The sequence below is a fragment of the Acidimicrobiales bacterium genome, from assembly GCA_016794585.1.
Lineage (GTDB): Bacteria > Actinomycetota > Acidimicrobiia > Acidimicrobiales > DATDAH01 > JAEUJM01.
Genome location: JAEUJM010000026.1, coordinates 86,754 through 112,370 on the forward strand (window position 1 = coordinate 86,754; position 25,617 = coordinate 112,370).

At 71.5% G+C, this 25,617-nt stretch carries 22 protein-coding genes; 7 read left to right on the forward strand and 15 right to left on the reverse strand.

What is annotated here, in order from left to right:
- Nucleotides 1–92: 92 nt before the first annotated feature.
- From JNK12_13030 to JNK12_13055, 6 genes are all read right to left on the reverse strand, one after another.
- Nucleotides 93–863: a hypothetical protein gene (locus JNK12_13030; protein MBL8776857.1), complete on the reverse strand. Its 771-nt coding sequence runs from the start codon at nt 861–863 to the stop codon at nt 93–95.
- 151 nt (nt 864–1,014) lie between these two features.
- Entirely contained in the window at nt 1,015–2,820 is a 1,806-nt protein-coding gene (locus JNK12_13035) for a hypothetical protein (GenBank protein ID MBL8776858.1), read from the reverse strand.
- A complete protein-coding gene (locus JNK12_13040; GenBank protein ID MBL8776859.1) occupies nt 2,817–4,820 on the reverse strand; it encodes a hypothetical protein in 2,004 nt (667 codons plus the stop codon). Before JNK12_13040 ends, JNK12_13035 begins: the two co-directional genes overlap by 4 nt.
- Nucleotides 4,817–6,121: a hypothetical protein gene (locus JNK12_13045; GenBank protein ID MBL8776860.1), complete on the reverse strand. Its 1,305-nt coding sequence runs from the start codon at nt 6,119–6,121 to the stop codon at nt 4,817–4,819. Before JNK12_13045 ends, JNK12_13040 begins: the two co-directional genes overlap by 4 nt.
- A gap of 417 nt (nt 6,122–6,538) precedes the next feature.
- Nucleotides 6,539–7,150, reverse strand: a complete 612-nt coding sequence (locus JNK12_13050) for a hypothetical protein (protein ID MBL8776861.1) — start codon at nt 7,148–7,150, stop codon at nt 6,539–6,541.
- A 221-nt stretch (nt 7,151–7,371) separates the two neighbouring features.
- The gene (locus tag JNK12_13055; GenBank protein MBL8776862.1) at nt 7,372–7,968 is read right to left on the reverse strand and encodes a hypothetical protein; all 597 of its coding nucleotides are present in this window, start codon (nt 7,966–7,968) and stop codon (nt 7,372–7,374) included.
- Here JNK12_13055 and JNK12_13060 point away from each other — a divergent pair.
- Nucleotides 7,949–9,115, forward strand: a complete 1,167-nt coding sequence (locus tag JNK12_13060) for a plasmid pRiA4b ORF-3 family protein (GenBank protein MBL8776863.1) — start codon at nt 7,949–7,951, stop codon at nt 9,113–9,115. The genes JNK12_13055 and JNK12_13060 overlap by 20 nt on opposite strands.
- Before the next feature lie 27 nt (nt 9,116–9,142).
- Here the strand turns inward: JNK12_13060 and JNK12_13065 are convergent, their stop codons facing one another.
- The 8 genes from JNK12_13065 to JNK12_13100 form a co-directional block, all read right to left on the reverse strand.
- Entirely contained in the window at nt 9,143–9,472 is a 330-nt protein-coding gene (locus JNK12_13065; GenBank protein ID MBL8776864.1) for a helix-turn-helix transcriptional regulator, read from the reverse strand.
- Complete coding sequence (locus JNK12_13070; protein ID MBL8776865.1) at nt 9,472–9,828, reverse strand: type II toxin-antitoxin system RelE/ParE family toxin; 357 nt, start codon at nt 9,826–9,828, stop codon at nt 9,472–9,474. The genes JNK12_13065 and JNK12_13070 overlap by 1 nt, the downstream gene beginning before the upstream one ends.
- A gap of 117 nt (nt 9,829–9,945) precedes the next feature.
- The gene (locus tag JNK12_13075) at nt 9,946–11,139 is read right to left on the reverse strand and encodes an acyl-CoA dehydrogenase family protein (GenBank protein MBL8776866.1); all 1,194 of its coding nucleotides are present in this window, start codon (nt 11,137–11,139) and stop codon (nt 9,946–9,948) included.
- Nucleotides 11,136–12,284 (reverse strand): acyl-CoA dehydrogenase family protein, encoded by a 1,149-nt coding sequence (locus JNK12_13080; GenBank protein ID MBL8776867.1) that lies wholly within the window; start codon nt 12,282–12,284, stop codon nt 11,136–11,138. Before JNK12_13080 ends, JNK12_13075 begins: the two co-directional genes overlap by 4 nt.
- A gap of 82 nt (nt 12,285–12,366) precedes the next feature.
- On the reverse strand, nt 12,367–13,143 hold the full coding sequence (locus JNK12_13085; GenBank protein ID MBL8776868.1) for an enoyl-CoA hydratase/isomerase family protein: 777 nt from the start codon (nt 13,141–13,143) through the stop codon (nt 12,367–12,369).
- A 233-nt stretch (nt 13,144–13,376) separates the two neighbouring features.
- A complete protein-coding gene (locus tag JNK12_13090; protein ID MBL8776869.1) occupies nt 13,377–14,528 on the reverse strand; it encodes an acyl-CoA dehydrogenase family protein in 1,152 nt (383 codons plus the stop codon).
- Nucleotides 14,529–14,900: 372 nt separating this feature from the next.
- The gene (locus JNK12_13095) at nt 14,901–16,025 is read right to left on the reverse strand and encodes a hypothetical protein (GenBank protein MBL8776870.1); all 1,125 of its coding nucleotides are present in this window, start codon (nt 16,023–16,025) and stop codon (nt 14,901–14,903) included.
- Between the two features lie 286 nt (nt 16,026–16,311).
- Complete coding sequence (locus JNK12_13100) at nt 16,312–17,928, reverse strand: acyl--CoA ligase (GenBank protein ID MBL8776871.1); 1,617 nt, start codon at nt 17,926–17,928, stop codon at nt 16,312–16,314.
- Nucleotides 17,929–18,075: 147 nt separating this feature from the next.
- Here JNK12_13100 and JNK12_13105 point away from each other — a divergent pair, with 147 nt between their 5' ends.
- From JNK12_13105 to JNK12_13120, 4 genes are all read left to right on the forward strand, one after another.
- Entirely contained in the window at nt 18,076–18,735 is a 660-nt protein-coding gene (locus tag JNK12_13105) for a class I SAM-dependent methyltransferase (GenBank protein ID MBL8776872.1), read from the forward strand.
- A 461-nt stretch (nt 18,736–19,196) separates the two neighbouring features.
- On the forward strand, nt 19,197–20,171 hold the full coding sequence (locus JNK12_13110) for a YHYH protein (GenBank protein MBL8776873.1): 975 nt from the start codon (nt 19,197–19,199) through the stop codon (nt 20,169–20,171).
- 89 nt (nt 20,172–20,260) lie between these two features.
- Complete coding sequence (locus tag JNK12_13115) at nt 20,261–20,518, forward strand: DUF1232 domain-containing protein (GenBank protein MBL8776874.1); 258 nt, start codon at nt 20,261–20,263, stop codon at nt 20,516–20,518.
- 242 nt (nt 20,519–20,760) lie between these two features.
- Nucleotides 20,761–21,813, forward strand: a complete 1,053-nt coding sequence (locus tag JNK12_13120; GenBank protein ID MBL8776875.1) for a hypothetical protein — start codon at nt 20,761–20,763, stop codon at nt 21,811–21,813.
- Nucleotides 21,814–21,924: 111 nt separating this feature from the next.
- Here JNK12_13120 and JNK12_13125 read toward each other — a convergent pair whose 3' ends face one another.
- Complete coding sequence (locus JNK12_13125; GenBank protein ID MBL8776876.1) at nt 21,925–23,502, reverse strand: PQQ-binding-like beta-propeller repeat protein; 1,578 nt, start codon at nt 23,500–23,502, stop codon at nt 21,925–21,927.
- A gap of 224 nt (nt 23,503–23,726) precedes the next feature.
- On the opposite strand from JNK12_13125, the gene JNK12_13130 reads away from it, so the two are divergent.
- The gene (locus JNK12_13130) at nt 23,727–24,923 is read left to right on the forward strand and encodes a cytochrome P450 (protein ID MBL8776877.1); all 1,197 of its coding nucleotides are present in this window, start codon (nt 23,727–23,729) and stop codon (nt 24,921–24,923) included.
- Complete coding sequence (locus JNK12_13135; protein ID MBL8776878.1) at nt 24,893–25,576, forward strand: helix-turn-helix transcriptional regulator; 684 nt, start codon at nt 24,893–24,895, stop codon at nt 25,574–25,576. The genes JNK12_13130 and JNK12_13135 overlap by 31 nt, the downstream gene beginning before the upstream one ends.
- Nucleotides 25,577–25,617 lie beyond the last annotated feature (41 nt).

Consider the following 25,617-nt stretch of genomic DNA (forward strand, 5'->3'; position numbering starts at 1 on the left):
GTCGCTCGACTGTACGGCATGGACCGCCCAGGGCGGCCGACCGCTCATCGGCCAACGAGCTCCCCGACCGACCGGACGTTGAGGCGCCCCTGTCAACTGTGCAGCGACAGGTCCATCGTGAGCTGCTCGGCAAGTTTCGCCGGCAGCGGCACGCGCTCGGCCTGGCGCTCGGTCGCCCACTCGCTTGAGTCGGGGGTCTCACCCATCACGACGCCGAACCAGCGCTCGCGGTCCTTGACGACACGGAACATCTTTTCGTCGTGCGTGCCGCCCAGGTACGGCTCGTAGACGACGACTGGTTTCCCGAGGCGCTCGCCGAGCGAGGCGATGCGGTCGACCCGTCCAGTGCGCTGCTCCAGCGTACTCGGGTTCCAGTCCAGGTCGTGGTGGATGACGTGGTGGCAGTCGCGGTGCAGGTCGACTCCCTCCGCCATCACCGAGCTGGCCACGAGGACCTCGGGGAAGAACGGCGTGTTGAACGCGAGCATCAGGCGCCGGCGGGTCGTCGCCTGCACGCCACCATTGGCGAGGCGGACGTTGGGCAGGAGCGTCTCGCGCCGGGCCGAGCGTTCGGACTCGTCGAAGTCCTCGGTGACCGCGGTGATGCTGCCGGTCTGGATCCGGTGGAGCGCGTCGAGGAGGTCGTCGCGTTCAGTGTCCACCTTCTGTGCGAGCAGCTCAGCGAAGGCTCGGACCCGGTCCGCGAGCGTCAGCCCACCGAGGAGACGATGCTCGAGCCCATCGAGCAGGTCGTCGGGGGTGGTGGCCGACGAGAGGTCCACGAAGCGCACAAGGAACGATGGGGTTCGCATGAACCGGATGACGACGTCGGCGACAGCTTCGGCCGACTCGGCGTCGGACACGCCGGCAACGGAGGCGACACGAGACCGGAACCGCTGGAAGCCGCTGCTGTCGGAGCGAAGAAGCCGTTCAGCAGTTCGGTCGAGCTGCGCGACGACGGCGTCCTCATCGGCGGGATCGATGGAGAACGCACGCCCGCTCCGTTCGAGGACCTCAGCGCGGGAGCGCGCGCGAGATGTGTGCTCGCAGCGCCTTGCCGGTCTCGACATAGAAGCAGAACACGAGCACCTTCTCGCCATCCCGCCAGAGCGATGTCACCCGGTCGACCACCGCCCGCACCTTCGGATGCGATGCCCAGCCGTCGGTGGTGTCGTCGGGTAGCTCCGCACTGATCCGATCGAGGTACCAGCGCAGGCGGGGAGAGTCGGCAACGCGGTCGGCGACCGCGTCGCCGGCATCGTCGTCGAGGACGGCCGTACGGTTCCGCCGCGTGTCGGCGTAGGCCTCGAACGAGGAGGCGAGTCCGTACGCGAAGTACGACCGTGCGGCTGCGGCGCCGTCAGGGCGGACCAGGCTCGACACGGCCTGCGCCCGCGCTGCCAGGAGGAACGGAAGCGTTGCTGGCCCGTCGACGGCGAGGCCGCTGTCGGAGCGGCTCGCGTCGGTGATGCCGGCGCCTGGCAGGTACCGGCGCCGGTGGGCCTTGTCGGCCCGGGCATGGCGGATCACCCACGGACGAAGGCGCAGCTCGGCGTCGTCCAGCTCGGTGGCGGCCTGAGCGGCGACCTCCAGCGCGGTGCGAACCGGCTCGGGCTGCTCGGGTGTGGGCTCGAAGGACATGAGCGCCTCGACCGCCGGCGCGTCCTCGGGCGCAATACGGGCCCAGGCCCGTTCGAGGCGGAGCGCCGACGCCTGCGCCCGGTCGAGCGAGATACGCAGGGTGTCCAGCTGTTCGTCGAACGCGGCACGCGTGGTCTTGTTCGCCCATCGGATGCCGTGAAAGCGGTCGAGCACGCTGACGAGCTCGTGGTGGCCGAGCTGGAAGGGGGTGGCAGTCAGGAACAACATCCGCTCGAACATGCCGCCGAGCGGTCCCTGCAGCGCAACGACGTCTGCCTCGGCCTCGTCATTGGTCAGCAGGCGCGAGAGCTGGTTGGCGTTCTTGACGTGGTGGGCCTCGTCGAGGATGAGCAGCGGCAGGGCCTCGTCGAGGTGGCCGAGGCACTCCTTCCAGGTCTCGGTCATCGTCCGCCGGAGCTGCGCCCGAACCGCCTTCAACTTGCGGTCCAGCGAGGCGTTGTTGTGCACCGGCATCGACGCGACGACCTCGCGCACCGGACCGAGGTCCACGGCCTTCATCGCCCGGAGGGCGCTGAAGGGGACGGGGTCGTCATCGAGCGGGTGGTTGGGACGCCACCGGTTCCACGTGTCCTTCCAGCGGGTCGGCGGCACCGCGAGGAGCGCCTCGACGACGTCGGGACCGAAGGGCGCGTTGAACAGCTTCTTGGAGTAGCGGGCGATCGCCCGGCGACGGTTGGCGAGCGCAGGCCGGTTCGCCGTTGCCTGGCGGATGATCGCGAGCTTGATGAACGGGTCGTTGAGCTGCCTCGTGAGCGCCCCGTGGGTGACGAAGATCAGGTGCTTCCGGCTGCGCGCCGGGTCGTCGAGCAGCTTGAGGAAGTCGCTGCCGCTGCGGACCGGCTCGGAGGCGCGCAAGCCGTGCCCTGGGGTCAGACACCGCTCGGAGAACACGGCCCACTCGGTCGGCCACTTCTCCGCCACGGCAGAAGGCACCATGATCACCACCGGGCGACGCCTCCGTGTGGCCTCGAGCACCGAGACAGCGACGGCAAGGGCGACGTAGGTCTTGCCCATGCCCACCTCGTCGGCCAGCACGATCCCGGGCTGGCTGTCGAGCCGGCGCAGGATCTCGGTGGCTGTGGCGGTCTGGCGGTCGGCGTCGGTGTCGGCGACGCGGTCGTTCCGCATCGAGATCCGCGGGCTGATGGGCCACCTCATCGGGCAGCCGCCTTCAGGGCGTCGGTCACGTACCGGTCGATGGCGCCATCGGCGGACGATGAGAGCTCGGCTCGATGGAGATCGATCGCCTGGATCGCCTCCGACACGACTCTTCGGACTGTCGTCTTGGGCAGCTTCGGGGCGGCGGCCTCCCAGTCGACGGCGGCGACGGTCAGTGCGAGCTCAGCGAGCAGGAAGTGCGGCTCGCCGGGTAGCAGATCGCCGGCTCCGTCGGCGGCGAGCAGCCCGTCGGCGATGGCGAGCGGGCCGAAGGGCCCCTGGAGGCGCCAACGGAGGGCGTCCAGGCTGGATGCCGGGCGCGCCAGGCGCTCCTCGAGGCGCATCAGGGCGAGGGACACCCGCCGGGTGCGCTGCAGCAGGAGCGACCGATCGTCGAACCGCTTGAGGGGGTCGAGCTCGGCTCGACCGTTGGCCTCCGCCGCACGCTCCTGCCGTCGAAGCTCTCGCTCGACAGCTTCGGGCAGGGGACGGGTGGAGGCAAGCGCCTCGAGCAGCAGCGCCACGGGCAGGTCACGAAGCTCCTCGGGTGGCGGGAGCGCACCGCGATCCTCGACGTTCGCCGTCCAGGTGGCACGCACCTGCCCCTCGGCATCGGCCCACCGGACCGCCAGGAACGCGGGGAGGATCGCGTCCGGCAGCGGGATCGAGACCGTCTCCGGCGAGCCTTCGGCGCGCCATGCACTGACGTCCAGGAGCTCGATGTCGGTCGGCGTGTTGACCGTCCATCGGACTGGCAGGTCGTCCCGTGAGAAGGTGAGCGTCACCGCTGGCGGGTCGGGCTGCACGACGCAGGACTGGAACCCGAGCGGGAGGGTCGGCGCTGTCGGTTCGTCCTCGTCATGATCCGGGTCCCACACGGCGTCATCGAGATCGATCGGGGCGCCGGCCCGGGTGAGTGCACGCAGGGCCTTGGCCTCCTTGGATCCTGCAGGGCAGCCGATCCAGACGTTGAGCTCGTGGTGCCCACGTCGCGGGTGGAGCCTGTAGCCGGCCTCGGTGGCGTTGGAGGAGCCGATCATCGCCGCCACCCACTCGTCGCTCTCGACGACGAGCACCTTGGCATGGAGCAGGCGCTGTTCGGCGTCGTCGGGTTCGAACGCCACGAGGTCGAGCCCGCGCTGGCGCGCCATCGACACCGGCGCCTTGACCGCCTCCGTACGCGGATCAACGGCGGCGACGGCAACGAGGCCGCGCCGACTGGCGGGCCGTCCGGTGAGCAGCTGACCGATGGCGTCGAGCGCGGGAGCAGGCGCGGCGTCGTCCCAGAACGGCGACAGCACAGTCGCCCACAGGGGTTGCGGGCCTCGCCACACCGCGCGGAGCTGGTCCAGCGGGCTACGACCAGGTCGTGCCGGCGCGACGGCGAGCCGCAGGTTGCGGTCACCGGTAATGGGTAGCGACAGCGCCTGCACTCGTTCGGTAAGGAGGTCGAGCGTCGCCGACGCGCGGCTCTTCGGGCCGGCCAGTCCCGGGTCGTCGGGTGCGAGCTCGACGAGAACTCGGAGCTCGCTGACGAGGTCGTCGAGCACACTCCGCGGGACGGAGCAGTTCGAGTCGAGGTCGATGGCGATCGCCGTCTCGACCTGCTGGCGGTACCCGGCTGGGGTGAGGTTGGCCGACCCGACGACGACGCGCCCGGCCCGCTCCCACAACAGCACCGCGACCTTGGCGTGCAGTAGCCCGCCCGGTGCCGCGACGGGCAGGAGATCCCAGCGAAGGTTCCGCTTCTCGCTGGCGGTGCTGCGATCGGCGAGCACACTGACCTGGACCTCGCTGAGTCGATCCTCCATCTCCAGGACCGCGGCGATGCTCGAGATGCGGTCGCCCTCGCTGGGCACCGACGAGAGCGACAAGAACCGGGACAGGCAGTCCTCGTCGAAGAAGTCGGCCTGGAACGTGAAGGTGGTGGCGAGGGCCGCGACCGGTTCGCCAGCGCCTTCCGGTGGTGACCAGTAGTCGAGGAGACGGGGCGCGCTCATGGGGCGGTGTCGGAGAGGAAGCGCCGGACGGCAGCGACCCGCACCGGGTGGATGAAGCGGCCGTCGAGCACCGGTTCGTCGGGGGTTCCGTAAGACGGACGCACGACCCACCCGTCTCGAAGCGGCTCGAACCACGGTCGCTTGCCGTTGGGGGGCTTGTGGGCCTGCACCTGCTCGTGATGGCCCATGACGACCTCGACGAGCTCGGAGGGGCTGCGTCGGATGGCGAGCTCTCCGAGGTCTTGCTCCATCTGGCCGATGGCGTCGATCGCAGCCATCTGCTCGATCGCTCGTTCGAACAGCGACGGAAGCTCCTTGGCGCCACGGACGATCGTCCTGTGCGTGGCCGCGTTGGAAGGGGCCATGGGCTTGGTGCCGAGTGCGTAGGAGATCGAGCAGAGCGTCCGGAACACGGCGTCGGCGAGCGCAGCGAACCGCTCGTAGGCGATGACGGCGTCCACGACCGCGCCGAGGGACGGCGAGCACTGGGGTCGGACCGCGAGCAGCAGGCCTGCCTCTCTAGCGTCGTCGATCTCGCCGACGTTCGCGAGGAGGCGAGCGAGCTCGGCACGGCCCTCGTGGTGGGGTGACAGCAGGAGCATGCGGAGGTGGTGGCGCTCGGCGGCGTGCGCGTGGTCCGGATGAAAGGTGGCGGCCAGGCGCCCGAAGAGCCAGGAGCCCGTCTTCGTGGTGACGTGGTCGTTGGCGAGCGCGCTGCGCACGGCGTCTCGGATATCCCGGCGGAGCGTCGCTCCGTTGCTGCGAGGCACGTCGTCGGTGAAGCCCTCCGCGTCGTTCTCCCGCTCCCACTCGCGGACCAGCTCGGCGCATCGACCGGCTGGCTCGAGGTTCGCATCGACGATGTCGGCGTCGACCGAGAACGGCTTGTAGACACCGTTGAAGCCGAACACCTTCGGGCCCTTCAGATAGGTCGGGGCCGACAGTCGCTGCTGCCGGGCGACGACGTTCCGGGCCTTGTTGACGCCCGGGACCCCGGGAGGGATCTCATTGGGGCGCAGCCGGCGGACGAACGCCTCCAACACGACCCACTCGAAGCAGATCGGTGGCGTCGATACCTGGTCGGCCGCTGGGACCTCACCCAGCCCGTCGCAGGCGAGAGCGCCCACCGCCGTCGCCGTGACGAACCGCATCCGCTGCATCCGCGATCGGATGCCCGGCACGAGACGGTCGGCCAGGCGGTCCGAGATCGCCGCCAACCCGATCGGGTCGAGGCTTCCCTCTCCGGCGACCGGCGGGTCGTAGGCCGACAGCTCCGGCAGCGTGAGCCCCGCGATCGCCACGGAAGTCCTACGACGGCCTCGGTGCGACGGGGACCGGCTTGCTCTCGCATAGCTCCGGCCCCGGCCTCACGGCCGCCTGTCCTCCGGCGCAGCTACGCGCGATCGTTTCCAAGGCGGGCCATGCCGCCTCCGCTGCTTGCATCGTCTGCAAACCGTATCCACGGCGACATGGCGCAAGGCCGCCGGCCACACCGAATGTGCCGCGGTCAAGGGTGGGCGGGAGGGTCGGCTTCTGGAAAGAACTTGCCAAACATAGTCGCGAACAGCGGGACTGCCTTGCGATGGCCACCTCGACATAGGTGCGCTGGCTAGACCGCATGCACATCTGCTGCCACTGCGGCCATGTCGCCCTCCGTTGTCCTTCGGCGACTCGTCCCACGACAGTCGGCCGTGGGACGAGATGCCTCGAAAGAGTGTCTACCTGGGTCTCCGGGCGCGCAAGAAATCGCGCGCTGCGGCGGGATCGTCGAATGTTCCTGCCGCGATTCCGGCCATTCCCACAGGGAACGAGGCGAGAGCGGGAATGCCGCCCCCAGCAACCGCTGGTACGTCTGCCATGACGATGGTGGCGCCGGCCAATACAGACACAGCGCGCCCAAAGCTGCGCAGCCAACTGGGTGAGTTGGGTTCACCGGCAACTTGCTCTGCATCCAGTTGTTCGGCGAGATCTCGGATCCTGGCTCTCACCGCTTGACCGTCAGGAAACCGGTTCACGCGGCTAGCTGCCTCAGCCGCTTGCTCGATGACCATCTGCAATACCGTCGTCGCTGCTGGACTTAGGTTCGGCGCCAAATCGTGCACGAGCTCGATTTCCTGCGCGAGGAAAGTGTTGTCGTCCAAGATCTCGATCGGTACAGGTTCAGCATTTCGAATGACCTGATCCCAGCTGTCCCAGAAACTGTCACTGTCTGCTAACTGTTGAAGGATGGCGGCGACATCATTGCCTGAGCCAGCGACGACGTTGATAAATGCCTGGGGGAGCCATGGCAACGAGGTGAAGCCGGACACGTGCTCCTGGGACAGGGCCATGCGCAGAAGGTACTCCAAGTGACCGAGTGAGTCTCTAGCTCCCTGCGCTTGCGCAACGAGTCCGGTCACGAGCCTGTACGTCGACTCGGGTGTGTACGACGGCTCGCACGAGGTGCATTTCTTGGCAGCGGATTCCTCGTTGACGGAGGAAGAGCGCTCTAGCTGCAGCGATACTCCAGCCTCGCCTAGGTTCGACACCGATGTGGGCGAACGATTTCTGCTTACCTCGGCAGCCCGAGGACCCTCTCGGCGATGATGTTGCGTTGGATCTGGCTGGTGCCGCCGGCGATGGTGCCGGCGAAGCTGCGGAGGTAGAGGTCCCACCAGCTGGCGCTGACGAACTGGGACTGGAGGGCGGACTTGGGGGCGCCGGGGAGGTCGGGGTCGAGCGCGGCGGGGCCGAGGGACTCGACGAGGGCGAGGTTGGCGGCCTGGCCGGCCTCCGATCCCATGAGCTTGAGGATGGACTGCTCGGCGGCCTCCATGCCCTTACGGGCCTTGGCCAGGGTGCGGTAGCCGAGGAGGCGCATGGCGTAGGCGTCGACGACGAGGTTGCCGAACCAGTCCTCGACGATGGGGTCGTGGGCGGCGCCGGCCCGCTCGAGGGTGACGGGGCCCCACTGGACCATGGACTCGAGGCGGGTGGCGAAGCCGAGCCAGAGCATGGCCCGTTCGTGGCCGAGGGAGCCGTTGGCGACGCCCCAGCCCCGGTTGAGCTCGCCGACGAGGATCTCGGCGGAGACGTCGGCACCGGTCGAATCCCCTCCGCCGTCAGGGGACTGATGCGAGGATCTGGGGATGCTGGTCGTGCGGGGCACCAAGAAGCTGCGGGACCGGGTGAAGGGGCCGGTGGCCGCCGCCGACGAGGTGTCGGCCACGGCGTTGGGGGACTGGTTCGCCACGGCGCTGTTCTGGAAGCCGCAGGTCGCGTTGCTGGTGAACCAGCGGACGTTCCTGCCGGTGTTCATGGAGCTGGCGCCGGCGGCGACGCTGCTCGACCGGATCCCTGCGGCCGTCGAGGCGGCGCTGCGCCGGCAGGGGGTCGACGAGGCGTTCATCGCCACCGAGCGGGCGGCGATGGGCGAGGTGCGCATCGCGCCGACGAACGATCGCAGCGTGGTCGGCGTCATGACCGAGTTCGGCCTCCACGCCGGGTGGGCCCGTGAGAAGCGCCCCACCGATCTGGACGACCTGTCGCGGCGCCTGGCGACCATGCTCCTCGGGCCGCTGATGAAGGGGGACGGGCCCGGGTCGCCGGACCGGGCGCTGGCGGCGCTCGTGGGCGGCGCCGGCCCGCTCGCCGAGGTCATCTCGCTCCGCCCGGACCTTGGGGACCAGGCGCCGGCTCCGAGCGGTCCGCTGACGGGGGCTGCCCGCGGTGACGTGTTCCAGCTGAAGGTCACCCTCCTGGGGATCAAGCCGCCCGTGTGGCGTCGGGTGCTGGTCGACGGCGCCAGCACGCTCGACCAGGTCCACGAGGTGATCCAGGCGGCGTTCGGGTGGTGGAACTACCACCTGCACGAGTTCGAGGTGGGCGACGACCGCTACGGCGTCCCCGACGAGGACTACAACCCGGAGTACGACTTCGGCCCGCCGACGATCGACGAGGGCCTGGTCCGCCTCGACTCGGTTGCCGGCGAGGGATCGAAGTTCGACTACGCCTACGACTTCGGTGACGACTGGCGCCACCGGATCGTGGTCGAGAAGGTGCTGCCGGCGGACGGTGGGGCCCCGGTCACGGTGCCGGCGTGCGTCGACGGCCGCCGGGCCTGCCCGCCCGAGGACTGCGGCGGCCCCTGGGGCTACGAGGAGCTGCTGGCCATCCTCGCCGACCCATCCCACCCCGAGCACACCGAGCGCCTGGAGTGGCTCGGCCGTCCCTTCGACCCCGATGCCTTCGAGGCCGGCGACTTCGAGACCAACCTCCGCAACCAGCAGCTCACCGCCTTCGACGACTGGCACTGAGGCCGTCAGGCTGGCGGCGGCGATGCGTCAGGCGGCGGAGTCCTTGCCGAGGTGGATGGGGACCCGCCGATCCTCGTCGTCGAACACGGCGACGAGCTCCAGGCGCGCCCCGAGGGCGTCGAGGTACTGGCGAAGGGTGGAGACCCGGACGTCCTCGGAGTGCTCGAGCTTCGAGATCGCACCCTGGGTGACGTCGAGCCGGCCGGCGAGCTCGGCCTGGCTCACGGCCTCGGTGTGGCGCAGCTCGTAGAGCCGGATCTCCTCGAGCGTCTCGGCCCGTGCCGCGGCGAGACGCTCTCGGGCGCCGGGGCGTGCCTCCACCTCCTTGCGCAGCTCGGAGAACTTGGTTCGTGCCATCAGATCAGTCCCTCCTCCTTCAACTCATCGAGGTAGACGTCGTAGAGGTCGTCAGCCGCAGGGACCGCCCACTCGTACCACGCCGTCCATTCGCCGCTCTTGTCGCCACCCAGCAGCAGGATGGCCTGCCGACGAGGATCGAACATGAACAACACGCGCAGGGCGCCACCTTGCGCCGCCCGGAGCTCCTTCATGTTGTGGTGACGGGAGCTCTGGATGCGATCCACCACCGGACGTCCGAGATCCGGGCCCCGCTCGGCCAAGAGGTCGACGCGGTCCGTGAGCGCTTCCTGCTGGTCGGACGTGAGCGACTGCCACCACTCCTCGAACTCGTCGGTGACCTCGACGTCCCACACCGACCCAGCATGAGCTATCCCTCATCATGAGTCAATACTCATGCTGCGGACGGGTGGTCGATCTGGCCGATCGAGACGGCGGACGCCCAGTGGGCGCTCGAGGTCAGCCGGGTTGAGCTACCTCGGCAACCCGAGGACCCGCTCGGCGATGATGTTGCGTTGGATCTGGCTGGTGCCGCCGGCGATGGTGCCGGCGAAGCTGCGGAGGTAGAGGTCCCACCAGCTGGCGCTGACGAACTGGGATTGGAGGGCGGAGCGGGGGGCGCCGGGGAGGTCGGGGTCAAGGGCGGCGGGGCCGAGGGACTCGACGAGGGCGAGGTTGGCGGCCTGGCCGGCCTCTGAGCCCATGAGTTTGAGGATGGACTGCTCGGCGGCTTCCATGCCTTTGCGGGCCTTGGCGAGGGTGCGGTAGCCGAGGAGGCGCATGGCGTAGGCGTCGACGACGAGGTTGCCGAACCAGTCCTCGACGATGGGGTCGTGGGCGGCGCCGGCCCGCTCGAGGGTGACCGGGCCCCACTGGACCATGGACTCGAGGCGGGTGGCGAAGCCGAGCCAGAGCATGGCCCGTTCGTGGCCGAGGGAGCCGTTGGCAACACCCCAGCCCCGGTTGAGCTCGCCGACGAGGTTCTCGGCGGGGACGTGGACGTCGTCGAAGAACACCTCGTTGAAGTCGAGGTCGTCGGGGGAGATGAACGAGCCGAACGGCCGGCGGGTGAGGCCGGGGGAGTCGGTCGGGATGATCAGGACGCTGATGCCCTTGTGCTTGGGGACGTCGGGGTCGGTGCGCACGAAGGCGAGGATGAAGTCGGCGTCGTGGGCGCCGGAGGTCCACACCTTCTGGCCGTTGACCACGAAGTGGTCGCCGTCGAGCACGGCGCGGGTGCGCAGGCCGGCGAGGTCGGAGCCGGCGTCGGGCTCGGACATGCCGAGCGCGGCGGTGATGTCGCCCCGCAGCAGCGGTACGGCCCACTTCTGCTTCTGCTCCTCGGTGCCGAACCCGAGTAGCGAGGGGCCGATGATGGTGAGGCCCTGGGGGTTCTGGGTGACGTCGATGCCCCGGCTGGTCAGCTCCTCCTGGTGGACGAACTGCTCGACCAGGGTGGCGTTGCGGCCGCCGTACTCGGGCGGGTTGCCCGGCACGAGCCAGCCCGCCTCGAACAGCTTCCGCTGCCAGTCCCGCGCCCACTGGGGGGCGTGGGCGCTCGACAGCGAGGGCTCGGTCACCTCGGACGGGTCGGGGGCGTTGGCGTCGAGCCAGGCGGCGAACTCGGCCCGGAAGGCCTCGGTCTCGGCGTCGAAGGCGAGCTTCATCGGGCGACCTCCCCGGTCGCGCCCGCCGCAGCGAGCGATTGGGCGATCACGGTCCGGCCCGCCTGGGCCCGGTGGTCCTTGGTGGTGCCGAACAGCAGCTCGCCGGCCTTGGCCCGCTTCACGTAGAGCTGCACGTCGTTCTCCCACGTGTACCCGAGCCCGCCGAAGAGCTGGATGCCGTGCTTGGCGGTCAGGCGCTGGCAGTCGCCCGCCGCCGCCTTGGCCAGCGACGGGGCGAGGTTGCGGCGCTCGTCGTCCTCGGCGATGGCCAGGGCGGCGAACTGGGCGAGGGCCCGGGCCCGCTCGATGACCACGTAGACGTCGACGGCCATGTGCTTCACCGCCTGGAACGAGCCGATGGGCACGCCGAACTGGTGGCGGGACTTGATGTGCTCGAGCACGATCTCGAAGGCCCGCTGGCAGGCGCCCACCATCTGGGCCGACAGGCCGGTGACGGCGAGCTCGCCGGCCCGGACCACGGCGGCAGCCACGTCGTCGGTGCCGGTGAGGGCCCCGTCGGCGCCGACCCGGGCCCCGCCGAAGTCGACGGTGGCGACGTGCAGCGCCGGGTCGAACGAGGGTTGGCGGGTGGCGGTCACGGCGTCGGTGGGGACGACGAACACGCCGAGCCCGCCCTGCCCGTCGTCACCGCCGCCGTCGCCCGTGGACGCCACCACGGCGATGCGGTCGGCCCGGTCGCCGTCGACGACGTGGGCGGCGGTGCCCGAGAGCACCCAGCCGTCGCCGTCGGCGGTGGCCGAGACGGTGTCGGCGCTGAAGGCGGCCGCGCCCGTCCCGCCGGCGCAGATCGCACCGAGCAACGACTGGCGCTGGGCCTCGGTGCCGCACTCCTGGACCAGCGGCACGTACTGCGTGGTCGTGGCCAGGAAGGGGGTGGGGTCGCCGCCCCAGCCGAGCTGCTCGATGGCGATGATCAGCTCGACGGCGGAGGCGCCGCTGCCCCCGTCGGCCTCGGCGACGGCCAGGCCGGGCCAGTCGTTGGCGACGAGGGTCTTCCAGAACGACGAGCCGTCGTCCCTGCCCTCGAACACGGCCCGCAGCAGGGTGGCGGGGCAGTCACGCTCGACGAGGTCGTGGACGACCTCCTGCAGCGCGTGCTGTTCATCGGTGAGCTCGAAGTCCACGGAAGCTCCTTCTCGGTTTCTGGGCAGGTGCGGCGGAGTGGGGTGGCCGGCGGTGGGCGTCGTGGTGAAGGTGGGTGAGCGTTCAGTCTCGCGGCAAGAGGCGGTCGAGGTTGGCACGGAGCTCGGGGGAGTCGAACGAGCGGTGCTCGGCGGTCAGCGCGTAGTCGAGGGTGGCGAGCACGGCCCGCTCCATGTGGAGGTTGATGACCCGCTTGGTGTCCTCGACCGCGCCCTGGGGGAGGGCGGCGATGCGCTGGGCGCAGGCGAGGGCGGCGTCGAGCACCTCGTCGTCGGGGACCACGTGGTTGACCAGGCCGATCTGCGCCGCCCGCTCGGCGGGGATGCGGTCGCCGGTGAGGGCGTACTCCTTGGCCAGCATGAGGCTGGTGAGGAGCGGCCACGTGATGGGGCCGCCGTCGGCCGCCACCAGGCCCATGAGGACGTGGGGGTCGGCGAGGTGGGCGCTCTCGGCCATGAAGGCGATGTCGGACAGGGCCACGAGGCTGCAGCCGAGGCCGACCGCCGGCCCGTTCACCGCGGCGACGATGGGCACGCGGCAGCGGATCATCCCGGTGACGATCGCTCGGCCATGGACCAGGGTGATGCGGCGGAGCTCGTCGTCCTTCGTGAGCTCGTCGAGGTAGGCGAAGTCGCCGCCGGCGGAGAAGGCCCGGCCGGCGCCGGTGAGCACCGCCGCCCGGGCGTCGGCGTCGGCGTCGAGCTGGGGCCACAGCTCGGCCAGGCCCTGGTGGAGGGCGTGGTTGGTGGCGTTGAGGTCGTCCGGCCGGTTGAGGGTGATGATCCGCAGCGGCCCGTCGGCCGTCACCTGGATCTCGTCGGGCAGGTCGTAGTCGCTCACGGGGTCTCGCTCATCGGGTCGGCGGCGGGTCGTACGACGGGGGCGGCGCCATCACAGGATGGCCGCTGGAAGGGCGGCGGCGGGACGGGCGTCGGGGTGGCGAGCCAACTGCAGCGGTGTCTGACACCTTTGCAGTAGGGCCCGCGGGGCTGTCGTGCTGCAGGCCGGCGCCGGATCGCGGACGGCGGGGCGATCGTCCCGCCGGGCGGGCTGTGCCGGGCCGAGGGTACGGGTCACCGGGGGAGGCCCATGATGCGGGTGGCGATCAGGTTGCGCTGGATCTGGGACGTGCCGCCCATCACGGACTGGGCCCGGGAGTAGAGGTAGACGGCCAGCCAGGTGTCGTCGTCCACTCCTCCTTGTCCCTGTGCGGCGCCGCCGGTGGGGAGGCCGCCGACGGCGAGGGCGGCGTGGCCGACGGCCTGCTCGGTCCACGTCATCAGCAGCTTGTCGACCGAGCCCTCGGGGCCGTGGGTGACGCCGTCGTAGCGGTCGGACAGGCGGCGGGCCACGTGGCTGCGCAGCATCTCGGCGCCGACGTAGGCCCGGGCCAGGTCGCGGCGGGCGTCGACGCCGTGGCGCTCGGGGTCGGCGGCGACCCGGCCGGCCAGCTCCTTGACCACCTTGCGGTAGCGGGCGACGTAGCCCAGCTCGCCGGGCTCGCGCTCGTGGCTGACCACGGTCATGGCGAGGGGCCAGCCCTCGCCGGGCTCGCCGATCATGTTGGCGGCGGGCACCCGCGCCTCGTCGAAGATCACCTCGCCGAACTCCCGGGTGATCCCGTTGATCATCTTCAGCGGGCGCTGCTCGATGCCCGGCTGGTCCATGCGGATGGCGAAGGCGGAGATGCCCTTGTGCTTGGGGACGTCGGCGTCGGTGCGGGCGAGGACGAGGCACCAGTCGGCGAGGTCGGAGTAGCTGGTCCAGACCTTGTGGCCGGTGATCACAAGGTCGTCGCCGTCGCGGACCGCGCGGGTGCGGAGGGAGGCGAGGTCGGAGCCGGCGTCGGGCTCGCTGAAGCCCTGGCACCAGCGGTCCCGGCCGTTGACGATGCCGGGCAGGAAGCGGCGGCGGACGTCCTCGTTGCCGTGGTGGAGGATGCCGAGCACGAGGTAGCCGAGGCTCGGCCGGGGCGGGGCGCCGGCGGCGGCGAGCTCGTCGTCGACGATCACGTCGTAGACGCTGGGCAGCCCCTTGCCGCCGACCTCCTCCGGCCATGACAGTCCGAAGAACCCGCCGTCGTAGAGCGCCTGGTGCCAGGCGGGCTGGCCCTCCCAGTACTCGTCCGACGTGGAGGAGGCGGGCAGGTGCGGGTTGTGGTCGACCAGCCAGGCCCGGAGGCGGGCCCGGAACTCGGCCTCGGCCGGCGAGTCACCGAAGTCCACGGCGGCGCTCCTTCGTGTGTCCGGCGGCGGCGGGCGGGCTCTTGGGCGCGTGGGGTCGGTGGTGTGGGACCGCCGTCGACCCGACGAGGGCGGCGCTGCTCGAGGAACTGCCGCAACGGAGGGGGTGCAGCGTCGATCGTTCGCTCGCTTCACCCGTCTCGCCACGGACCGTGGCCGGCTGTGGGTCCACGTCCCCGCGAAGCGGATCGTTGGAGGAAATAGCCCCGCTCTGGGCGAGGTATTTCCTCCAACGAGTCCGTCGAACGGCGTGCTCGTCACGCTGGGTGGCGGCGGCATGGCTCGAGTCCCGGCCCGGGTTGTCGAGCCAGGGGACAAGCGCCGAGCGCCGCGGGATCTGGGTGCCGACCGGGGTCATGCGTCGGCTCCGAGGCCGAGGTGGGTGAGGACCCGGTCGAGGTTTGGGCCCTCGCCGCCGGCGATCTCGGTGGACACGAGGGCCCGGCGCAGGTGGACGTGGGCCAGGCACTCCCACGTGTTGCCGATGCCGCCGTGGACCTGGATGGCGGTCTCGCAGGCCGTGCGGGCGGCGGCGCTGGCGTAGGCCTTGGCCACGGCGCCGGCGACGACCGCCTCGTCGGGCGGGAGGGTGTCGACCGCCCAGGCGGCGTGGAGGGCCGCGCTCCGGGCGCCCTCGGCGACGGTGAAGGCGTCGGCCAGCAGGTGCTGGACGGCCTGGAACGAGCCAACCGCCACGCCGTACTGCTGGCGCTCGGCGGCGTAGGCCCGGGCCAGCTCGGTGGCGCCCGCCATGGTGCCGACGAGGTCGGCGGCGGTGACGGCGAGGGCGAGGGCGGTCCAGCGGGCGAGGGCGTCGTCGTCGAGGGGGGCGGCGCCGGCGACGGGGGCCACGGTGGCGCCGGGGGCGAGGGCGACGGACGGCCGGGTGAGGTCGACGGCGGCGCTGCTCGTCGCGCTCGGGTCGGGCAGCTCGACCGTCGCCAGGGCCTGGCCGCTGGCGACGGGGGAGAGCACGAGCGCCTGGGTGGCGCCGGCGGCGTCGATCGCGACGAGACCGCCCCCGTTCGCGGTACTGGCACCGGATCTCGGTGCCCTGACACCGAGATCGGGTGCCAGTTCGGATGCCGCGACCCCGCCGACGGCGAGCACGGCCAGGGCCGAAAGGTCAGGGGCGAGGGCGACGGTCTCGTGGACGTCCGCCGGTGGGGCGCCGGCGAGGCGGCGCAGCTCGGCGGCGAGGGTGGGCCCGACGAAGGCGGCGTCGGCGACCCCCCACCCGAGCGCCTCGGCCACGATCCCGACCTCGACCGCGGAGGCGAGGGGGGCGGCGCCCGGGCCGGCCGGGTCCTCGGCGGGCAGGCGGAGCTCCCGCCACCCGGCCGCAGCGACGGCGGCGTCGAGCTTGGCGGCGCGGCCGTCGTCGTCGAGGTCGCCGACCGCCTTGGGCCCGAGGTCGCGCACGACCTGGGCGGCGGCGTCCCGCAGCGCCTTCTGCTCGGCGTCGAGTCGGACGTCCATCAGCGCACCCCTGCGGCGATCGGGGCGGCGCCCGCCGAGGTGGGGCGGACGACGGGTCGGCCGTTGTGCCGGCGTGGCCCATCGGATGACGACTCGGAGCAACCCGCGACTTGGCGGGCAGCGTTCAGCTGAACGCCGCGACCGTCCATCGCACCAGGAGCGTCCGACTGCGCTGGACGTGCCAGCCGAGCCGAACTGGCTCCCGATTCGATCGCCAGGACGGTCGAATCGGGAGCCAGGACGTAAGTGGTGCAGGGGGCGTTCAGGTCAACGTCGGGGCTGGGCATCAGGCGGGGACCTCGGCGCCGGCGAGCCACTGGTCGCGGAGGACCCGACGGAGGGCCTTGCCCGAGGGGAGGCGGGGGATGGTGTCGACGACCTCGACCTGGCGGAGCTGCTTGTAAGTGGCGAGGGTGTCGGCCACGAGGGCGCGCAGGGCGTCGGGCTCAACGGGGTGGGCCGGGTCGAGAACGACGGCGGCGACGGGCACCTCGCCGGCGGCCTCGTCGGGCACGCCGAACACGGCGCAGTCGACCACCGACGGGTGGCCGAGCAGAACGGCCTCGACCTCGGCCGGCGCCACCTGGAAGCCCTTGACCTTGATCATCTCCTTGGAGCGGTCGGTCAGGTGGACCCAGCCGTCGGGCTCGAGCCAGCCGATGTCGCCGGTGCGGTACCAGTCGCCGTCGAAGGCGTCGGCGGTGGCCTCGGCGGGGAGGTAGCCGGCCATGACCGAGGCGCTGCGGGCCTGGATCTCGCCGGTGGCGCCGGCGGGCAGGACGTCGCCCGTGTCGAGGTCGACCACCCGCAGCTCGACGCCGGGCGCTGGCAGCCCCGCCGAGTCGAGGCGCCACTCGTCGGGGCGGTCGACGGGGTTGCAGGTGATGACGGGCAGCTCGCTGGCGCCGTAGGCGGGCAGCCAGCGCACGCCGGTGCGGGCGGTGACGGTCTCGGCCACGCTGGCGGTGACCGGGGTGGCGCCCCACATGACGTAGCGCAGCGAGGAGAGGTCGTAGCGCTCGAGGTCGGGGTGGTTGGCCATGGCCAGGGCGATGGGTGCGACGGCCATCTCGAGGGTGAGGCGGTCGGCCTCGATGCTGCGCAGGACATCGTCGAGGTCGAAGCGGGCGTGGAGGCGGACGGTGGCGCCGGCCTCGGCGGCGGCGAGCAGGTTGAGCAGCCCGAGGATGTGGGTGGGTGGCGTGGCGACCTGGAAGCGGTCGGCGTCGGTGAGGCCGAGGCAGTGGACCCAGTGGTCGGTGGCGACGCCCATGGAGGCGTGCGTGTGGCGGACGGCCTTGGGCATGCCCGTGGTACCCGACGAGAAGACCAGGACGGCGTCGGCGTCGGGGCCCGGTTCGGGGGCGGCGGCGCCCCGGTGGTCGGACGAGTCGTCGGCAGACCCCGGCGATGAGGCGCGAGCAGCGGCGGCGCCAGGAGCGACCCGGGAGTTGGCGTCGGGATCGGTGCCCGGTCGAATCGCCCCGGGTCGGTGGGTCGGCCCCGCCGTGATGGCCCTCTGGGTGTCGGGGTCGTCGAGGTCGGTGACCCGGTCGGGGCTCATCGCCTCGGCGAGGAGGGCGACCCCGGCGCCGTCGGCCACGGCGTGGACCGGCTCGGTGAGGGCGACGGCGTTCGCGACCTCGGTGGCCTTCCACGCCGGGCTCACCATGACCGCGGCGGCGCCGAGGCGGCTGGCGCCCTGAACGGCGAGGACCAGCTCGACCCGGTTGGAGGACATCACCGCCACCCGGTCGCCCGGCCCCACGCCGGCGGCGGCGAGGTGATGGGCGAAGGCGTTGCTGAGGCCGTCGAGCTCGGCGAACGTCCAGACCTCGTCGCCGGCGAGCACGGCGGGACGGTCACCGAGGCGCGCCGCGGCCCGCTCCAGCCCCCCGTGCATGGCCCCCGGCATCGGAAACATTGTTCTCGCCTGAGGAGATCGCTGTCAACACGTCGGCGTGAGCGCCGTTTCCGCTTGGTTCGTCGGGCCACGCGGCCTCAGACGGCGGCGGTGGCGCGCGCTGCCCGATGGTGTGAGGCTCGGGGGATGGCCCCGCGGAGCTTCCTCATCGACGACGTCCTGAACGACTACCTGCTGGCGCACACGACGGCGGCGGACGAGGTGCAGCGGTCGTTGATCGACGCCACCCAGGCGCTCGGGGACATCTCCGGGATGCAGATCGCCATCGACCAGGGGAACCTGCTCACGCTGCTGGTGCGGATCGTCGGCGCCCGGCGGGCCATCGAGGTCGGCACGTTCACCGGCTACTCGGCGCTGTGCATCGCCCGGGGGTTGCCCGACGACGGGCACCTGCTGTGCTGCGACGTCAGCGAGGAGTGGACCGCCATCGGGCGTGAGCACTGGGACCGGGCCGGCGTCGGCGACAAGATCGAGCTGCGCATCGGGCCCGGCGCCGACACCTTGGCGGCGCTGCGGGCCGAGCCGCAGTTCGACCTCGCCTTCGTCGACGCCGACAAGCCCAGCTACGTCCGCTACGTCGACGAGCTCGTGCCCCGCCTCCGGGCCGGCGGCCTGCTGCTCATCGACAACGTCCTGTGGAGCGGCAACGTCGTCAACGCCGAGATGACCGACGACAACACCGAGGCCATCCGCCGCTGCAACGACCACGTCGCCGCTCACCCCGAGCTCGAGTCGCTGATCCTGCCCATCGGCGACGGCCTTACCCTCGCCCGCAAGCGCGGCTGAGCGGCCGTTGGCAGACCCCGGTCCGTCGGAGCGTCGAACACCGTGCAGCAGTACACGCGACTCGGGATGCGGTGGCCGTTGCACCGGGACTGGGCGTTCTGGCTCAGCCTCCTGCTCGGCGTGTGGGTCTGGTCTGGCGTCCGACCCGCGCAGTGGTGGCTGGCTGCGCTGTGCCTGGTCCCCTGGCTGTTCATTTCGTTCACCGCGGTGGGCACGACGGTGGGATGGATCCGACGCGCCAGACAGCGCCGTAGTCGCATGCGTCGCTGAGACTCGCCCGTGCTGATCCGACACGGGTGGTCCTGCCCGCCACGGGAGTCGCCGTGGGACGCCGGTCGGGCCGTCAGCTCAGGAGATCCTCAGGAAGGGTTCGTAGATTCGCCGGCGTGAACCCCGCAGCTGCTCGACCTGACATCGCTTCGCTCACGCCCCGGAGGCGGCGGACCCATCGTCGGCTCTCGTTGACCGCGGTGACCGTGCTGGCGCTGGCGCTGGTGGCCGCCGCCTGCGGTAGCTCGTCGACGGAGGAGACCGGCGCCGCCTCGACCGCGACGTCGGACGCGGGCGCCACCACCTCGACCACCGCGGCATCGACCGCCACGACCGCCGGCGACGAGATCGTGAACGTCTGGGAGGGGCCGGCGGCGGACCTGACTGCGCTGCCCATCGGCACGGCGCACGTCTCGACTACGGGTGCCGCCGTAGGCGACCTCTTCGCCTGTGACGCCGGCAACCCCAACGGTGGGGGCGCCTTCGCGGTCGGTCCGTGGATCGACGAGGCCGCCGGCACGTGGGACCGCACCGAGAAAGTGGCGGTGCAGGGCGAGGTGTCCTGGCCGATGGCCCAGTACGACGAGCAGGTGGACGGCGACGTCCGCACCATCAACAGCAACGGCCTGCCCGTAGACATGGTGACCGGCACATTCCCGGTGGCGGCCGACGACCCGGCCTACTCCTACGACCGCAACCCGAACTCGATCGCCGAGACCGATCTCTCGGTCACCCTGCCGGCGTCGCCGACGGTGGCGGACACGCCGACCTGCCTCGGCAAGGGCGTCATCGGGGTGCTGCGCAACGGCGTCGCCATCTTCGCCCCGGTCGACGAGCGCAACCGCGACGCCGTGGCCTACGAGACGCAGGACGAGTGCGACGGCCACCCGCAGCAGACGAGCACGTACCACCACCACGACGTCCCGTCGTGCGTGCTGGACGCCTCGACCGGCCCGTCCACCGTGGTCGGCTTCGCCTACGACGGCTTCCCGATCGTGGTCGAGCGCGACGCCGACGGGAACCTTCCCACCAACGCCGACCTCGACGAGTGCCACGGCCGGACCTCCTCGATCCTTCTCGACGGCGAGGTCGTCGAGACCTACCACTACTCGGCCACCTACGAGTTCCCGTATTTCATGGGTTGCTTCCGGGGCGCCACGGCGTGACGGGTGACACCTTCGGGGCGGGCACGAAAGGCGCGCCGCTAGCGTTGTGAGTGGTAACGCCTCACGACGAGGCGGGACGAGGAGCGATCGTGGCCCTGAGCACGAAATCCGACGACTTCCTGGCGGCGTCCGAGTCCGCCGCCGCCCCCCGCAAGCGCCGCGGGCTGCGCGCCCCGGAGTGGGTCGCGCTCGTCCTCGCGCTGGTGTACATCCTCTCCCCGGTGGACGTGATCCCCGAGGTGCTCCTCGGGCCCCTCGGTCTGACCGACGACGTCGTCGCCGTCGCCCTCGTGGCGAAGCTCGGCTGGTCGGCCTTCCGCCCGGCGGAGCCCGACCCCGCCGAGTAGCCGACGGCGCCGCGACCTCGGTCTGCGCCTCCTGGTCGGCCAGGCCCGGGCGTCCCTGCAAGAGCGCGTCCACTACGCGTTTCGGTCGAGGTGCTCCGTCCCGCCGGCCACGGAATCGGTTTCCACGTGGTGCTCGGAGAACGAGGCTCTTCGCGGACGAGAGCAACGATCCGTCGTGGCCTAGGATGGGCTGGCGTCGGGACGGCCGGCGCACCGGGGGGACCGGGGAACGAGGGGGAACGATGGGGAGCCAGCCGCTTCGCGTGGTGCAGTGGACGACCGGGTACGTCGGCCAGCAGGCCGTGAAGGAGATCGTGCGCCGGCCCGACCTCGAGCTCGTCGGCGTGTTCGCCCACGACCCGGGCAAGGTCGGTCAGGACGCCGCCGAGCTCTGCGGGCTCGACGAGCCGACCGGCGTGCTCGCCACGGACGACGAGGCCGCGCTGCTGGCGCTCGCCCCCGACTGCGTCTCCTACAACCGCCTCCACATCGACGCCGACGAGGTCGCCCGCATCCTGGCCGCCGGCGTCAACGTCGTGACCACCTCCGAATTCCTCACCGGGTACGGCACCGGGCCCGAGGCCACCGCGAAGATCGCCGCCGGGGCGGAGGCGGGCGGCGCCACCATCCTCGGCACGGGCGTGAACCCCGGCTTCGCCGAGCTGTTCGCCGCCGTGGGTGCGGGTATCAGCCGCAACATCCGCAAGCTCACCCTGAGCGAGTCCGCCGACGTCACCCTCTTCGCCAACGACCCCAACTTCACCGGCGTCGGCTGGAACCGCCCCGGCGGCGACCCCGGCCACGCCGCCGACGTCGAGCAGGCCACCATCGTCTTCGGCGACGCCCTCGAAGAGCTCGCCGGCCTGATGGGCCTCACCCTCGACGAGCGCCGCTGCACCGTCACCTTTGCCCACGCCACCGAGGACCTCGAGATCCCCGGCATGACCATCCCCGCCGGCCACGTCGCCGGCATGGACGTCAACTGGGACGGCGTGGTCGACGGGACGGTGCGCATCGGCGTCCACCAGCGCTGGGCCATCGGCGACAAGATCGACCCGCCGCTGCCCGTCGAGTTCGGTTACGTGGTCGAGGTCGAGGGCGACCCGAACCTGCGCATCAAGCTCGACCTCTGGCCCGACGAGGACATGACGACGATGGACGTCGACGACTTCCGCAGCATCGGCATGCGCATCACCGCCACGCCGGCGGTCAACGCCATCCCCGCGGTGGTGGCGGCGGCGCCCGGCATCGCCACCTACGCCGACCTCCCGACGGTCACCTCGCTCATGACCTGAGCCGGCGGCGGCGGGCCTGCGATCGGCCGCTTCCGGGTAGTCGTATGTGTTCTCCAGAACACAGACGAGTACCCAGAACGCGAGAAGTGGGTGGCAGGAGAGGGTGGGCGGCTACTCGAGGGAGAGGTGGAGGAGCGCCGGCGGGTCGGCGTTGCCGACGGGGACGAAGAGCTCGTCGCCGGCGACGGCCATCCAGCCGTTGACGCCGCCGCCGGCGTCGCCGGTCCAGACGATCTCGCCGGTGTCGCGGTCGAGCGCCAAGAGAGTGCCGTCGAGCAGCGCCGTGAACACGAGGTCGTTGACGACGGTGGTGGCGCCGAGGGGATCGCCGGGGACCTCGGTGGCCCAGAGCACCTCGCCGGTGTCGGCCGACACCGCGGTGACCTCGCCGTCCTCGCTGCCGAGGGGCGCTCCGAAGTAGGCGGTCTCGTCGGGCCTCAGCTCGGTGGGCGCGTCGACGGTGGCGAGGTAGACGACGCCGTCGGCGGTCGAGGGCGGGGTGAGCACACCGCCGTAGGTGCCGGGGGAGACGACGGTGGGGCCGTCGAGTTCGGTGAGGTCGTCGTTCTCGTGGTGGCCGACCTCGGTGGTCCAGCGGACGGTGCCTTCGTCGGGGTCGAGGCCGACCACTACGCCGGACTTGCCGGCGCTGACGATCACGTCGGTGCCGTCGTCCAGGCGGGCCATGAGGGTGTGGACCTGGTCCCGGTCGAAGATGTCGTGCGGGGTCACCTGGTGGAACCACAGGAGCTCGCCGGTGTCGAGGTCCAAGGCGACGATCGAGTTCGTGTACAGGTTCGGCCCAGGCCGACTGGTGCCGTTGGGGAACTCGGGTGTGCCGGGAAAGGGCGCAGGGTTGGCCACGCCGGCGTAGACGATGCGGCGCTCGAGGTCGACGACCGGGGAGTACCAGACCCCGCCGCCGGAGTTGACATCCGGGTGGCCCCAGAGGTCGCCCTTGACGGTGTCGAAGGTCCAGAGGACCTCACCGGTGACGGCGTCGAGGGCGCTGACCACGCCGCGGTCCCCGGGGGCGTAGATGCCGCCGATGCTGATGGGGACCGAGCTGGCGAGGATGGTGCCGTCGGCGATCACCGACTGGATGTCGACGCCGGTCGTGTCGGTGGCGGTGATGTCGGTGGCCCACACCTCGGCCCCGTCGGCGGCATCGAGCGCGACCACGCCGGTCGCGGCGTCCATGCCGTACACCTGCCCGTCGCCCACGGCCACGCCGAAGGGCCCGATGTTCAGCCCCCGCGCCTCGCTGGCCCACCGCTGGTCGCCGGTCGCCCGGTCGATGGCGAACACCGAGCCGAAGCCGGCCTGGAGGTAGGCCGTGTCGCCCTGGATGATCGGCGTGGTGGTCAGCGCGCCGGCGCCCTCCAGTCCGGCCCGCCAGGTCTCCTCCAGCTGGTCGACGCTTTCGGCGGTGATGCCCGACGCCGCCGCCGCTCTCGTGTTGAGCAGGTCCTGGCCGGCGGTGGGCCAGTCGGCGGCGTGCTCGACCAGCTCGGCCGGCGTGCCCGCCGGGGGCGCCTCAGTGGTGGTCGACGTGTTGGCGGCCGACTCCTCCCGGGGCGCGGCGTCGTCCGACGTGTCGGCGCTGCAGGCGGCGACCAGGGCAAGCACGACGGCGATGGCAGCGAGCCCGATGACGCGGGCGGGGCGGCGGCGGTCCGGCGAGAGCACGCCGGGACGGTAGTGCGGCGCCGACCCGCGTCCGGGCGACGGGTTGCCGAAGGGCAACTCCGTCCTCTGGGCTCGATTCAATGACGGATCGACGGCACATGGCGCTGTCGATCCGTCAACGAAGGGCGCCTCCCGGACCGGGCGAGCGCGAGCCGCAGTCCGATTGACCGAGGCGGATATTCGTGTCACGGTGCTGCCATCAAATCGCACAGGGGGAGCGCCACGTGACGGTCACGACCGACAGCGACGTCTACTACGACCCGTACGACGTCGAGATCAACGCCGACCCGTACCCGGTGTACCGCCGCCTCCGGGAGGAGGCGCCGCTCTACTACAACGAGCCGTACGACTTCTACGCCGTGAGCCGGGCCGACGACGTCGAGCGGGGCCTGCGGGACAGGGACACCTTCATCTCCGGCCGCGGCGGCATCCTCGAGGTCATCAAGGCCGGCGTGGAGATGCCGCCCGGGCTGGTCATCTTCGAGGACCCACCCACCCATGGCATGCACCGCAGCCTGATGGCCCGGATGTTCACGCCCAAGAAGGTGGCGTCGCTCGAACCCCAGATCCGCGAGCTCTGCGCCCGCAGCATGGACCCGCTCGTCGGCAGCGACGGCTTCGACGTCATCGCCGAGATCGGTGCCATCGTCCCCACGCGGGTCATCGGCATGCTCCTCGGCATCCCCGAGGAGGACCAGGCCGCGGTGAAGGCCCGCACCGACGCCCACCTGCGCACGGAGGCGGGCAAGCCCATGGAGGTGGGCGACGACTTCATCGAGTCCAACCAGTTCGGCGAGTACATCGACTGGCGGGCCGAGCACCCCTCCGACGACATCATGACCGAGATGCTCAACGTCGAGTTCGATGACGAGCACGGCGTCCATCGCCGCCTCTCCCGTGAGGAGCTCCTCACCTATCTGACCGTCGTGGCCGGCGCCGGCAACGAGACCACCACCAAGCTCATCGGCTGGTTCACCAAGCTCCTGGCCGACCACCCCGACCAGCGTCGGGCCGTGGTCGAGGACCGCTCGCTCGTGACCAGCACCATCGAGGAGGTGCTCCGCTTCCAGCCGCCGGGCCCGGCCGTGGCCCGCTACGTGGCCAAGGACGCCGAGTTCCACGGCCAGACCGTGCCCGCCGGCAGCGCCATCCTCTGCCTCGTCGGCGCCGCCAACCGCGACGACACCCGTTTCCCCGACGCCGAGCGCTTCGACGTGCGCCGCGACGACGGCCCCCACATCACCTTCGGCTACGGCGCCCACTTCTGCCTCGGCGCCGCGCTGGCCCGCCTCCAGGGCCGGATCGTGCTCGACGAGATGCTCCAGCGCTTCCCCGAGTGGGAGGTCGACATGGCGGGAGCCAACCTCGCCCCGACCTCTACGGTGCGGGGATGGGAGAGGCTGCCGATCCGACTGCCGTGACCGCGGCGACGTCGGAGACGTCGGTCGAGTCGGTGGTGGAGGCGAGCGTGGACACGGGGAAGCGCCGCTACGACAGCCCGGTGCGGCGCGAGCAGGCCAACGCCACCCGCCGGCGCATCATCGACGCCGCCTGCGACCTGCTGACCGAGGGCTCGTCGATCCGGGACTGGCAGGGCCTCACCGTGCGCGCCGTCGCCGAGCGCGCGGGCGTGAGCGAGCGCACCGTGTTCCGCCACTTCGAGAACGAGCGTGGTCTGCGCGACGCGGTCATGCGTCGACTCGAGGAGCAGGCCGGGGTCGACCTCGGCCAGCTCGAAGCGGATGACATCCCGCGGGTGGTGGCCCGGGCCATCGAAGCCATCGCCGCCCACCCCCTGCCGCCGAGAGCGCCGCTCGACCCGACCCTGTCCGACGCCAGCCGGCGCCAGCACGAGGCGCTGCGCTCGGCGCTCGCCCCGCACACGGAGGGCTGGTCCGACCGGGACCGCACCGTCGCCGCGGGGGTGCTCGACGTCCTCTGGGGCCTCGCCACCTACGAGCGCCTCGCCGCCGACTGGGACCTGAGCGCCGCCGACGTCGCCGCCGGCGCGTCCTGGGTGGCGGCGCTGGTGGTCGATGCCGTGCAGTCAGGCCGGCGCCCCCTCGATCCCTGAGGCCTGTCCTCCTCGCTCAGCTGCGGGCCGATGCCGAGCGT

What these genes read in the sequence shown, in the direction of transcription:
- JNK12_13035 (MBL8776858.1), bottom strand. Translation starts at nt 2,820, where the DNA reads ATGAGGTGGCCCATCAGCCCGCGGATCTCGATGCGGAACGACCGCGTC.
- JNK12_13040 (MBL8776859.1), bottom strand. Translation starts at nt 4,820, where the DNA reads ATGAGCGCGCCCCGTCTCCTCGACTACTGGTCACCACCGGAAGGCGCT.
- JNK12_13050 (MBL8776861.1), bottom strand. Translation starts at nt 7,150, where the DNA reads ATGGCCCTGTCCCAGGAGCACGTGTCCGGCTTCACCTCGTTGCCATGG.
- JNK12_13060 (MBL8776863.1), top strand. Translation starts at nt 7,949, where the DNA reads ATGCTGGTCGTGCGGGGCACCAAGAAGCTGCGGGACCGGGTGAAGGGG.
- JNK12_13065 (MBL8776864.1), bottom strand. Translation starts at nt 9,472, where the DNA reads ATGGCACGAACCAAGTTCTCCGAGCTGCGCAAGGAGGTGGAGGCACGC.
- JNK12_13075 (MBL8776866.1), bottom strand. Translation starts at nt 11,139, where the DNA reads ATGAAGCTCGCCTTCGACGCCGAGACCGAGGCCTTCCGGGCCGAGTTC.
- JNK12_13095 (MBL8776870.1), bottom strand. Translation starts at nt 16,025, where the DNA reads ATGGACGTCCGACTCGACGCCGAGCAGAAGGCGCTGCGGGACGCCGCC.
- JNK12_13100 (MBL8776871.1), bottom strand. Translation starts at nt 17,928, where the DNA reads ATGCACGGGGGGCTGGAGCGGGCCGCGGCGCGCCTCGGTGACCGTCCC.
- JNK12_13105 (MBL8776872.1), top strand. Translation starts at nt 18,076, where the DNA reads ATGGCCCCGCGGAGCTTCCTCATCGACGACGTCCTGAACGACTACCTG.
- JNK12_13120 (MBL8776875.1), top strand. Translation starts at nt 20,761, where the DNA reads ATGGGGAGCCAGCCGCTTCGCGTGGTGCAGTGGACGACCGGGTACGTC.
- JNK12_13135 (MBL8776878.1), top strand. Translation starts at nt 24,893, where the DNA reads ATGGGAGAGGCTGCCGATCCGACTGCCGTGACCGCGGCGACGTCGGAG.